Below are 12,549 nucleotides of genomic sequence, written 5' to 3'. Positions count from 1 at the left end.
GGTGGGAAACTATTTTTGGGAGGAGTCAGGAAACAGGACTCGGGGGACAGGTGGTAGGGGATGTCATCTTGAAGGAGCTTCCGGCGACTGAAAGATCTCAGCCTACCGCTTACAGCCTAAATCCTAGAGCCAATAAAGCTTCCAGCGATGCAACCCCACCACCGCTTTACCAAAGCGCGCAGCAGCAAACGCCCGCGCAACCGAACATTCGCCTGCGCGTCTCTAGCTCGTTCGCGTTCAAAACAATCATCACATCGCAATCACCTCCAATCCTCGAAGAGCCGACAGCCACCAACACCTATCCATTAGAACACCATCGGTGGCCAATTCCCAGCGAAAAATGGGCTATTGGGGGAGCTTCACAAGAAACCGCTCGCATTGCTGCCCGCAGCCGAAGGCGATATGCATTCCCCGCATTCTTCCGCATGCCAGCTTGCTCTGCAGGTCGCCGAAGCGCGTTGAGGTTCTCTGAACCTGGCCAGAGGGGAATGCAGTCAAGTAATCGTGAAAGCTTCCTTCAAGGGTTACGCGCGCACCGCCCGTCGATCGCACGATTCGACCTAGCTTGCAATCTCGCTTTCACCTATCCTGATGCGCCTGAATGTTGACATGAGGTCAGCGTACCCCCCAAGGAAGGGATCTACGGTGCAGCGTTTATTCTCCACAGCCATGATGGTAGCCATCCTCGGTGGTGGCGGCTGGATGTTCTACAAAGGACTCCACCTGGAGGACATCAAGCAGATTCTCGTGACCGGCAGCACCGCGGTCAGCCAATTGCATCACAATGGGGACACGGCAGGCGGCGGTTCGCCGCAACCCACTCCAACCTCAATCAACTTGGGGCAACAGAATCAGTCGACCATCCGCATCGCCAGCTTCAATATCCAAGTCTTTGGAGAGAAAAAAGCGAGCGACACAGAAGCCATGACCGTAATCGGCAATGTGTTTCGCAATTTCGATATCGTTGCGGTTCAGGAAATACGAAATAAGGACGAGTTGTTTGTCCCCAAGTTTGTGCAGAATTTGAACCAATTCACCGGGCGAACCTTCGACTACAAACTGGGGCCTCGCCTGGGCAACACCACCAGCAAAGAGCAATACGCATTCATCTTCGATACCGCCAAGATTATGGTTTCGTCGAAGTATGTCTTTACGATCCAGGACCCCAAGAATCTGCTGCATCGCGAACCGTACGTTGGACTATTCACGGTACGTGGTGTACCCGACCAGGATCGGTTCACCTTCATGCTGGTGAATGTGCATACCGACCCCGACGTGGCCAAGGAGGAAATGGACGCCTTGGCCCAGGTGTTCGAGGTGCTTCGTAGACAAGGCTTGGGGGAAGACGACATCATCATGTTGGGGGACTTCAACACCGCGGTGCCGATGGATCCCAATTCCACAAGCCGAGTAATCTCACAAGACGACTTGGCAGCGCTGGGACGCATTCCCGACATCTACCCCGTCATCCAGAACCAGCCGACGAATGTCGCCAGAAACCGACTGCACGACAATATCCTTTTCCACCGCCCCAGCACAACAGAATTCACCGGTCAGGGCGGAGTGTTTGATTTTGAAAAGCAGTTCAACCTAACCCCAGAACAGGCCAAGAGAGTATCGGATCACTTTCCGGTGTGGGCCGAGTTCTCGATCTACGAGGCGGGAATCTCCAACCAGATGGCCATCGGGGCAACTAACACCACGCGTTAGGTCGACTAGCAACGACCACGGCACAGGACATTCGGCTAACCGCCTGCCAAGCAAGGAAAGCGCATCTAGAAATGGCTGCGTTGGCAGCTTTCCCTGATTGTTGCCGAGAGGGCGGTGCGTTAAGACACAACGCATGGCCAGAAGACATCACCACTACGAGAGGGCGTTCGAGGCGTTCCTGCGCGCGGAACGCCTCCCCTACGTGGCGGTCGACGAAAAACGTCGAAGCCTGGTAACTCCCCTGGCCGATGGAACGGAGCAGCCGTCACTAAAAAACGTCGATTTCTTGGTCTCCCCGCCTGGCCCCACAAGCTACCTGGTCGATATTAAAGGGCGAAAGTTCCCCTCCGGCACGCACCACAAACAGTACTGGCGTAACTGGTCGACCCGCGACGACCTGCGGAGCTTGGCCGAGTGGGCACGGTACTTCGGGCCCGATTTTGCTCCGCTACTGGTCTTTGCGTTTCAAGTGATGGGCGATCGTTCTCCGCTACCCGCCGGTGATCTATGGACATTCGAGGAGCGGCGGTACGCATTTGTTGCGGTGCCGCTGGCTGAGTACTGGCAAGCGGCTCATACGCTCTCAACCAAATGGGACACAGTCACCATGTCGGCCAGCGACTTCCGCCTGGCCGCCCGTGATGTGAGGCACTGGCTCAAACCGAAGACCTGGAGCCCTGTGGAAACCGACTCCCCCAGTCCAACGCCGGCCGACAGGTCGCCGGCAGTCTAGCAAACACCTGTTGCGGAAATCCCTTCTGGCAGTAACCGCTGCGCAGAGAACGAGTTAGCTTCGCCAGCTACTGTGTAGCCATTTTACTTAGAAATTGACTATTTTCCGCCCAACGCATTTTGGCTAGTATTCGACGCCAGGGGCACCCTTTTCCGGAACATGTGCGTGGAGACTACCAATGAAAGTTGGCAACGGCCGCTGGCAACCAACTATCTGCTTGGCAATTCCCAGCCTCACTGGGCTAGCTGCCAGCCTGATTCTGCTGGCCCTATCTTTACCGGCGCAGGCCGAGATACTCGGACTTTACTCGGCTGGCGACGGATCGGTTGCTTTTTCGCCTTCTAGAGACTGGGGGTGGATCCCCTCGTGGAACGAAATTGCCTATCCGGCTCTCGGGCAGAGCGTCACCGGCGATGCCGGCGGGGGCCGCACCGCCTGGCAGATCACCGACCAGGGGAACAACGGCCTCGACCCTAACTATTCCCTGACTCTGTTCGAAGGGAGCCCCAATCTAGCGAATGCTCGGGAGCGAGGATGGAGCTTCAGCACCACCGCCCAATTCGTCGACACCATGAGCGGCAGTGCCAACCAGGGACTCTCGGCCTACTTCGACGACCAGCTCTACCAAGTGATGATCGATCTCGACACCGCTGGCCAACTACGTGGCAACGTTTACTTATCGCCAATCGAAACAGCCACCTTCGTATTAGCTAGCGCGGAGCAGAGAAACGAGTATCACGATTACGAGCTGCGATACGACTCCGCGAATCAGCAAGCGTCCTTTTACTTTGACGACCATCGGATTACTAGCTGGCCTGGGTACGCCGACCAGCACGAAACCATCTTCCGCTTTGGGTCGGTCACGGCTAGCGGGGCAGGGCAGATGAATTACCGCGAAGTGAATATGTCGATCATACCCACGCCAGCCGAGCAGGGCGATTTCAATAGCGACGGCACCGTCGATCTGGCCGACTACACGGTATGGCGCGACACACTCGGCTCGCGAACCCTAACCAATGCCGACGGCAACGGCAACGGTCGTGTCGACTCCGGCGACTACGTCATCTGGCGGAACAACTATGGCCGCCTGCTAGATGGCAATTCCATCGAGGCGAGCAACATCGCGGCCGTACCTGAGCTTCGATCGCTTTCGCTGCTATTGGTTGGTGCAACTCTCTTGTTTGCTTCGCGACCAAAGCGTTAGCGCACACAAAGGGCCGGTTAGCAACATGGCAAACCGGCCCCTTAGTGTTGAGTCATTCGCCCATCGCCTGGCAACGGGCTGTGCTGGCGATTGTTAGCCAACCATGTCCTTGAGCTTCTTCAGCGGACGAATCTTCACCACGTTCTTCGCAGGCTTTGCCTTGAATACGGTGGGCTCGCCGGTGAAGGGATTAATACCTTCGCGCTCGGGAGTGGCCTTCTTGTGTTGCAACACGATCTTGCACAAACCGTGCAGCGTGAAAGTCTTCGGAGCGCCACGGCCGGTGAGAGCCTTTTCAATCTCCTCGTTGAGAGCATCGAACACCGTTGCAACTTGACGCTTGGTCAGACCGGTCTTCTCGGCAATGCTGGCGTAGACTTCCGTCTTGGTGGGTGGCTTGGGAGCGGCTTTCGCCATGGGTCTGGTTCCTCCGAAAAATGACTTGAAAACAGGTGCCTGGAAGGGTCGAGTAGGATCGTCCTCCGTTAACGAACGTGCTGATTAGAGCGCTGAAGCACGAAAATTACAAGTGCGGAATGGCCTGAAACCCCTCTAGAACAAGGACTTTTTGGCTTACCACACCGAATCGACATGCTTCGATCCGTTCAAACGGCCAACCTCCAGGTGGCACCAGAATACAAATTCGACCAACAACCACCCCCTTACGTAGGGGGTATCTGAGCCCCCTCAGCAAGGAAACTCATTGCCTAACAATAGAACGTAAACCCAAACCAGCAAACAATTTATGATGACAATGGGTTCCCTACAACCGATACGACCGGAACCGAGCACGCAAAATCCAGCGCAACCGCCTCATCCGGACCACCATGGAATGTCCAATCGCCAAAGCAGCGGGTTCTCGCATTGCACTGAATAGGGGACTTCGCCTAAGCTCGAAAAGCAATCTGGCGTCCTGCGCCTCAAAATCACGACAATTCAGGTAAGCTGGACCGCTGGATTCACGGCTTGGAAAGAATCGAAAGTGTCGCCCCGAGCGACAGTCACCTGTATCATAGGATTAGACATAACAACACAGACTCCACACCAATCCATCCCACCAGGCGCACGGGGAGTAAAGGATGATGACCCGCTGCCAGTTCTCATGCCTTGTTTCGGATCCCTCGAAGTTCTCGCCATCTCACGGTGCGAGTTCTGGTAGATCCTCTCTCTACAGGCCTCGGAGCTGCTTTTTGTCCCGGAGTCTTCACTATTTGCTCGTTGCCATGGTTGCCATCAATGGGGTTCCGGTAACGGTTATCGCCCAGGTGGTGCCAGCCCAAGACGCCGGCGACGAAGTTGCCGAAGAGCCAGAAGAAGCCAGCGATCTGCACTCGCTCTACTATTCGGCCCATCTTCCAACGAACCGTCGTCTGTCGCAGGACCTCCGGCAGGCCAAGCAGTTGATCGATGCGGGACGCTACAGCGAAGCGTTGCCACTGATCGACCGCGTTCTGGAGGCCGAGGAGGACAACTTTGAGCTCGCCAGCAGTCGCGGCGCGGACGACGTGGTTCAGGGGCTCAAACAATATGTCCAAAAGCTGCTCAGCGAATTACCACCCGCTGGAGTCGCAGCCCTTGAACTCGATCAAGGGGTGAAAGCTCGGCGAGAACTCGATGCTGCCGTGTCGGCTGGCGAGATTGCCGAACTGGCCCGCATCGCCCGGCGATATCCCATGACCGAAGCAGCCGTCGAAGCTCGATTGATGCTGGCCCAGATGAATCTGGATAAGGGGCATTACGATACGGCCGCCGGAGTGTACGAACAATTGCTCGGTTGGTCGAAGGCCGCCCAGCGGTACTCGCCACTGATCGCAGCCCGACTGGCATGGTGCAATGCCGCGATGGGGAATACGCAGGGACTCAACAGAAGCATCGAGCGACTGCGGGCGATGAAGTCTCCCAGCGAACGAGCAGAACTGGCTCGCTTGCTCGGCACCGATAACACGGAGAACTGGCTCACCGAACTGAAAACCTATGCCGCGCAGCCGAGTCGCTTGCCGATGCCGGCTGGCTGGTTGGTGGATGGTCGCAGCGCATCACGCAATCCGTTGGTCAATGTAAGTCCTGTACCCCACCTTTGGCCGGCCTGGGAAGCTCGCACGGTGAAAGAAACCAACGTGGCCGAGCGCCTGCAGTCGCGAGTCGACTGGCAGCATCGCCATGGCGCTGCGTGGGGCTTAGTCTCCAGCCCGGTCGCGGTCGGCAATCATGTCGTCATTCGTACCCCTACGAATCTGGTTGCCATCGATTGGCAGACCGGGCGTCGCGTTTGGGAAACTCGTCCCGATTCGGTGGAAGACGACAAAAACACGATTCAGCTGCAGTACCAGTCGAACAACAACCAGTCGATCGTAGCGCTCGACGCCACCGATCAACGACTCTGGTTAGATTCGGTTTACGGGGCCATCAGCAGCGACGGCCAGCGAGTGTATGCCATTCGCAACCTCGAGAGCATCAACATGCGGTCGGCCAACCGTTACCGCGTGCAGGGGCTGTTCCGTACAGGCCAAGAGTTCGAAGAGCCAGGCAACACGCTCACCGCCTTCGATCTGCGCACCGAAGGGAAGCGGGTGTGGGAGATCAATGGCGAGAACAACAAAGAACTCACTGGATGCTTCTTCCTTGGCCCACCGTTGGCCGAAGGGGACTCGCTGTTCGTGATTGCCGAGTTCGTAAACTCCATCCATCTCATTCAACTCAACGCCCGCACTGGTGAGCTGGAGTGGAAGCAGCCGCTCGCGAACCTTGAGCGAAGCGTGTTGCTCGACGTCGGCCGGCGGCTCGCAGGGGCGACCCCCACGCTGGCAGGTGGGCTCGTGCTCTGCCCGACCGGCGCCGGCAGCGTTGTGGCCGTCGATCCGATCGATCGGAGTCTCCGCTGGGTGTTCCGCTTCGAAGTCGACGAGTCGGTGGCCAATCGTAACAACCTGCGTCAAACCTTCGGAGTTTACCAGCCACGGCTGACCACCGGATGGCAACGTAACCGCGTGCTCGTGACCGACGGTTCGGTACTGATCACTGCACCGGAGTGCGAGGATCTGTACTGCCTAGACCTGTATACCGGCGAGAAGCAATGGTCGCTCGAGCGTGGGTCACTAACTCAACTTGTCGGCGTCGCCGACGAAACTGTTGTACTAGCGGGCGGGACCCAATTCTCGCTGGTCGAACTAGAGAGCGGCAAACCAGCATCCGGCGAGTCGGACATTAAACTCCCCGAAGAAGTCGCCATCGCTGGCACCGCGTTGTTATCGAAGGGCGAAGTGGTGGCTCCTCTGTCGAATAGTCAGGTGGTCGTCATCGATCTGAGCAAACGCGAAATTGCCTACACATTGGATCTTCGTGAGTGCGACGCTATAGGCAACTTGGCCTACCATCGTGGCTCGATCCTATCGCAGTCGGCGACCACGCTCACCAAGTTTGATCGCCTGGAGTTGCTTGAAGAACAACTAGCTGCTGCCGAGGCTGATAACCAGGTAACCGCCGAAAGCCTCCGCATCGGCGGCGAACTGGCGTGGGCCAACGACGAGCTCGACCAGGCCATTCAGTTGCTGCAAGAATCGTATCGAATGACGCCAAACGATCCATTGATTCGTCATCGCTTAACCTCAGCGTTGGTCGAAGCGATGCGAGCCGATTACACTCGCTTCGGCAGCTATACGCAATTGCTCGAGGAGCTCTCGACCGACACCCGGCAACGGCTGGAACTCTACCGGTTTAGCACTGATGGAGCGCTGGCCGCAGGCGACGCAACCGCGGCGTTTGCCTTCTTGCGAGAGATCTATGCCATCGATCTCGACGACATGGTAGACCTCGGGCCGGAACATACCGTGCAGTCGGAACGCTGGTTTGCCGAGCGACTCAGCCGAGTCTGGCATCTTGCCGACGAAGCCTTGCAACAAGACATTAGCGACGAGATTCACCGTCTCGACCTGCAAGCGAAGTCGGATGAATTGATGCAGCAAAGCTCGCGATTGGTCCGATACTTCGGAGCCATTCCCGCGGGTCGAGACATTCGCATCCACTTGGCGAGCGAATGGTCGAAAGTCGGACGTCTTGCCGAGGCTGAGCTGATCATGCTCTCTCCTGAATTAGAGGAGCGAAATGCTCAATGGAGCGCCCCCGACGCCTTGGCCATCGCCGCGGTGCCAGGCAATAACTCGCCCGACTACGATCCGCATAACTGGCTCGGATCCAATCTACGCGACTATTACTCTTGGCCCGATGGGCAGGTCACCAGTGACATTACCAACGGTCGGGCGACTCCGGTCACCTCCACGAATTCGGTGCCATACAACCGCGGCCGAAATACTCCTACGCTTCGCACCGAAGTGAGCTCGCAAACATGCGGGGTCGAGTTGGCGGGCCCCAACCTGCTGGCGATCGCCCACGCGGGCGTACCGCAACTCTTTGCTTGGAACCCCCTTGGCGAACTCACGCATGGCGTGCCGCTGCCAATGGCTGGACTGCAGAATTCGAACTCCACAGAAGAGCTTCGCTCGATCCGTTTTGGGCACTTCATTGTGCTGGGTCTCAACAACGAGGTGGCGACCATCGACCTGCGTCCCAATCCGGGTGAGCAAGGCATGCGACTGTGGGCCACCGATCCCGATCCGCGGATGCGCGCACAAACCTTGCGAATGATTCAGTTGCAAAATCGTGGTCTGGTACAGGGGGCTTTCATTCCCTCGCAGGCCGACATGAACACCGAGAGCAATAGCCCCAGCGGCGAGCTTTGCCATGCATCGCCTTTGGGAGTCGTGCTTCGCAAGGATGACCAAGTCTCCTGCTACAACCCGGCCGATGGCCAGCTGGTGTGGTCGCGTCAGGGCCTTCCAACCGGCGGCACCTGCTTTGGCGACTCGCACCACCTACTCATGCAGGCGGAAGGGGAAATCGAAGGCGTAGTCATCTCGATGATCGACGGCTCGACCATCGGAGAGTGGCGTTCCCCCGAAGGTAAACGACAGCTCACTGTCGGTCGCAATCTTGTAGTCTCCCTTTACAAGTCAGGGCATCGTCAGATCCAAGTAATCGATACGCTGACGAGCGAAGTACTCGTTGAGCGTGAGTATTCCAGCACCACGAAAGTTGCTTCGTTTGCTTCGAAGCTGCTGGCCGCCATGGACTCCGAAGGGCACCTGGAAGTAATCGACTGCGAGTCGGGCAGCGTGCTGTTCGAAAGAGACCTGGAACCTGAACAGGGACTCGAGAGTATCCATCCGCTGCTCTGTGGCGATCTCCTCGTGGTCGGTACTAACTCGAAGTCGGCCGCCGAGTACAACACCGCCGGCAATCGGCCGATGGATAACGCCCCATTGCTCACGGGACATGTCTACGCATTAGATCCCACGACCGGGGAGCCTCGCTGGTCGCAGCCCGCTACGGTCAAAGGGCAGGGGCTCTGGATGCTGCAACCGACCGGTTCGCCGGTGCTGGTATTCGTGAGTCGGTATGCCGACGACAACACCAGTAATCAATCGGGCAACACCCATTTGCTCTGCCTGGATAAGCGAACCGGCCGCAGTTTATTCCGTGATAATGGACTTCGCGAGGTTCAAAATCAGCCGATGGCCATGCGTATTAACCACGGCAAGGTTCCCGCGGTAGAAATTGATTTACGCCAATCGCAAGTTACGCTAGAGTTTACCGATGCGCCCCGAGCGCCTGAGCCGGTCGCCTTGGCAGAAGTGGAAGGAGCCCAAAAAAGCCTTAGTGCTGGTATATTTGGTCTATTGCGGCGGTCACTCGGAGGATCGTTGAATGACTCGCCGTCGGGGGATGTGGATGTCGACGACTAACAACATGCAACAAACATCAGGCGCGGTTCCCAACATCACAGGATCGAGGTTTCTACCGATGAACGCCCGATGTTTCGTTACGGCACTGGCCGCCTGGATCGCTGTGTGCGCACCGCTCGCTGCCTACGGTAATGACGAAGAGATCGATCGTGTCGTCACTCAGGGCCTCGATTGGCTCGCGTCGCGACAACAGCGACTCGGCCACTGGACCTCGCAAGGTCGTTATCCCGCTGCCATGACGGCTCTCTCAGGACTCGCCATGCTGTGCGAAGGATCGACCACGACCGAGGGTCGCTACTCCGAGAACATCAGCCGGGCGGTCGATTACCTGATCAGTCAAAGCCGCCCGAACGGTCTGATCGGCGATCCCCTACGAGACGACCGATACACCTACGGACATGGCTTTTCGATGCTGTTTCTGTCGCAGGTGCTGGGAGAAGAAGAAGATGCCCAGCGTCGCGAAGAACTTGTCGATGTGCTTACCAGGGCCGTAAGATTCACCGCCATGGCACAGACCGATGCCGGAGGGTGGGGGTACGTCAGTGCGAAGGATGGTAATGGCTTTGACGAAGGTTCCACCACGATTACGCAGGTGCAAGGGCTTCGTAGTTGCCGAAATGCGGGAATTCCGGTTCCTAAAGAGGTGATCGACAAGGCGGTTAAGTACATTAAGGATTGTACACTTCGGGACGGTGGAGTTCAGTACAGCAGCAAGGGTGGAGGTGGCCGGCCGGCGATCACTGCCGCTGCGGTTGCTTGTTTGTTTAATGCCGGAGAGTACGACGAAGACTACGTGCCGCGGATGTTGAAGTACTGCGAACAACACCTTGGTAGCGGAGGACAAGACAACTACGGCCACTGGCACTACGCACACTTTTACTATTCTCAGGTGCAGTACCGCGAAGCGGGCGACATCTGGGATAGCTACCGCGCGGCGACGTACGCCAAGCTGGTTCGCGAAGCCAAGCCGGTGAACTTGCCTGACGGAAAAGGAGTGGTGTGGGACCAAGGCTACATTGGAGCGGTCTACACGACTTCGCTTAACTTAATCATCCTGCAATTAGACAACGCGGCTTTACCCATTTATCAACGATAGTCTGCCTGCCCGGTCGGCGCGGCTTTGCCGCCCGAGTGAGTTCAGATGTTTCTTCCTACCTTGTAAGTCTCTCATGTCCGAACATTCCGACTCCTCCATCGATCGCCTGAATTCGGCGGCCGATCGTATACGTCAACAACTCTCCCAAGTGATCGTGGGACAGCAGGAAGTGATCGACCAACTGTTGATCACCCTGTTCTGCCGTGGTCACTGTTTGCTCGAAGGTGTTCCGGGGTTGGCAAAGACCTTGCTGATTAGCACCTTGGCTAAGTCGTTGAACCTGACGTTCAGCCGTATTCAGTTTACGCCCGACTTGATGCCGGCCGACATCATCGGCACCGACATCATCGAAGAAAACAAGTCGACCGGTCAACGGGAAATGCGTTTCCTGGCAGGCCCGATCTTCGCCCATGTTATTTTGGCCGACGAAATCAATCGTACTCCTCCCAAGACCCAAGCTGCGTTGCTCGAAGCGATGCAAGAGCGGCAAGTCTCGGTCGGTCGCGTGCGCCATCAGATCGGCGATCCGTTCTTCGTGCTCGCCACGCAGAACCCGATTGAGCAGGAAGGCACCTATCCGCTGCCCGAAGCCCAACAAGACCGCTTCATGCTCAAGATCATGGTGAAGTATCCCTCGATCGAGGACGAAATCGAGATTGCCCGTCGCACGACCGGCGTTCAAGCTTCGGAAGTCGAGCCGGTGCTCTCGCCCGACGAGATTCTTGAGATTCAGCATATGGTTCGATTGGTTCCTGTCAGCGAACACTTAATCCAGTACGCGGTAGCCCTGGTTCGTTCCACCCGTATCGGCGAACCGGAAGCCGATCCGTACGCAGTCGATAACCTCGCCTGGGGTGCCGGCCCCCGAGCGGTGCAGTTCTTGCTGATGGGCGCTAAGGCCCGTAGCCTGATGCTGGGCCGCCCGCACGTAGCCTTGGAAGACATCCAAGCGCTCGCTGGTCCGGTACTCCGCCACCGCTTGCTTGTGAATTACACCGCCGAGAGCGAAGGCATTTCGTCCGACGACGTCATCGCCCGCCTGATCGAATCATTACCTGCCAGAGAGGACCAGTTGAGTGGTGACCCCCGCTTCCAAAAAGTCTTTGCTTCCTGATGTCATTCGACGCATCGGGCGGCTCGAAATCCGGGCTCGCTACATCGTCGAAGGCTTACTATCTGGCATGCACCGCAGCCCGTACTTCGGGCAGTCGATCGAGTTTCGCGAACACCGCGAGTACTCGATTGGCGATGACTTGCGCCACATCGACTGGAAAGTCTGGGGCAAGCAAGATCGCCTGTACGTCAAACGGTACGAGGAAGACACGAACCTGCGTTGCACGCTGGTGGTCGATGGTTCGGCCAGCATGCATTATGGCTCCGACGCCATGACTAAGCAGGACTACGCCGCCACGGCAGCGGCCGCGTTTGCTTACCTGCTGCTGAAACAAAGCGACTCGGTCGGTTGCGTGGTGTTTGACGAAGCGATCCGCCATGAAGTGCCGATGCGGAATCAGCGAAACCACCTCGCCCGCATCGCCCGGGCACTGGAGCAAGTGGAGCCACGTGACAAGACCGACATCGACGCGGTGCTCGCCCACGTGGCCAAGACCAATCCGCGGAAAGGCATGATCGTGCTGATTTCCGACTTGCTTTGCAACACCGACCAGCTGATTTCCGGTCTCGGCACCTTGCGGCGTATCGGGCATGATGTGGTCGTGTTGCACGTGATGGACGACAACGAACTCGACTTCACGTTCCGCGGCCCAGTACGGTTCGAGAACATGGAAGGCGAAGAGATCATCGACTGCAACCCACGCGCGCTTCGCAAGGGCTACATGGAAGCCCTCGAACGCTTCCTGACCAAAGTCCGCAAGTCGTGCACATCGAATGCGGTCGACTATTCGCTGATTCGTACCAGCGACCCGCTGGATGCCGCCTTGATGTCCATCCTGACGCGTCGCACCCTATCGCAACGATCCAAGATTTAACTCCCCCCATCGATCCCTCC

8 protein-coding genes are annotated in these 12,549 nt (G+C 57.4%); 7 read left to right on the top strand and 1 reads right to left on the bottom strand.

Features of this window, described 5'->3' with window-relative positions; all coding sequences use genetic code 11:
* The first annotated feature begins 645 nt into the window (after positions 1-645).
* The 3 genes from Pan181_RS10870 to Pan181_RS10860 all read left to right on the top strand — a co-directional run bounded on the left by Pan181_RS10870 (position 646) and on the right by Pan181_RS10860 (position 3,647).
* Positions 646-1,710: an endonuclease/exonuclease/phosphatase family protein gene (locus tag Pan181_RS10870; RefSeq protein ID WP_197529155.1), complete on the top strand. Its 1,065-nt coding sequence runs from the start codon at positions 646-648 to the stop codon at positions 1,708-1,710.
* Between the two features lie 133 nt (positions 1,711-1,843).
* The gene (locus tag Pan181_RS10865) at positions 1,844-2,443 is read left to right on the top strand and encodes an HYExAFE family protein (protein ID WP_145246829.1); all 600 of its coding nucleotides are present in this window, start codon (positions 1,844-1,846) and stop codon (positions 2,441-2,443) included.
* 178 nt (positions 2,444-2,621) lie between these two features.
* Complete coding sequence (locus tag Pan181_RS10860) at positions 2,622-3,647, top strand: dockerin type I domain-containing protein (protein ID WP_145246828.1); 1,026 nt, start codon at positions 2,622-2,624, stop codon at positions 3,645-3,647.
* Between the two features lie 93 nt (positions 3,648-3,740).
* Here Pan181_RS10860 and Pan181_RS10855 read toward each other — a convergent pair whose 3' ends face one another.
* On the bottom strand, positions 3,741-4,064 hold the full coding sequence (locus Pan181_RS10855) for an HU family DNA-binding protein (RefSeq protein WP_145246827.1): 324 nt from the start codon (positions 4,062-4,064) through the stop codon (positions 3,741-3,743).
* A gap of 806 nt (positions 4,065-4,870) precedes the next feature.
* Here Pan181_RS10855 and Pan181_RS10850 point away from each other — a divergent pair.
* The 4 genes from Pan181_RS10850 to Pan181_RS10835 all read left to right on the top strand — a co-directional run bounded on the left by Pan181_RS10850 (position 4,871) and on the right by Pan181_RS10835 (position 12,529).
* Positions 4,871-9,445 carry an outer membrane protein assembly factor BamB family protein gene (locus Pan181_RS10850; protein WP_197529154.1) on the top strand — a complete coding sequence of 1,525 codons (4,575 nt, stop codon included), beginning with the start codon at positions 4,871-4,873 and terminating at the stop codon, positions 9,443-9,445.
* 58 nt (positions 9,446-9,503) lie between these two features.
* A complete protein-coding gene (locus Pan181_RS10845) occupies positions 9,504-10,541 on the top strand; it encodes a prenyltransferase/squalene oxidase repeat-containing protein (protein ID WP_231943807.1) in 1,038 nt (345 codons plus the stop codon).
* Positions 10,542-10,614: 73 nt separating this feature from the next.
* Positions 10,615-11,655 carry an AAA family ATPase gene (locus Pan181_RS10840; protein WP_145246825.1) on the top strand — a complete coding sequence of 347 codons (1,041 nt, stop codon included), beginning with the start codon at positions 10,615-10,617 and terminating at the stop codon, positions 11,653-11,655.
* Entirely contained in the window at positions 11,645-12,529 is an 885-nt protein-coding gene (locus Pan181_RS10835) for a DUF58 domain-containing protein (RefSeq protein WP_145246824.1), read from the top strand. The genes Pan181_RS10840 and Pan181_RS10835 overlap by 11 nt, the downstream gene beginning before the upstream one ends.
* Positions 12,530-12,549: the final 20 nt, after the last annotated feature.

The organism is Aeoliella mucimassa (assembly GCF_007748035.1).
Taxonomy (GTDB): Bacteria; Planctomycetota; Planctomycetia; order Pirellulales; family Lacipirellulaceae; genus Aeoliella; species Aeoliella mucimassa.
This window is presented reverse-complemented; position numbering and strand designations above follow the sequence as displayed.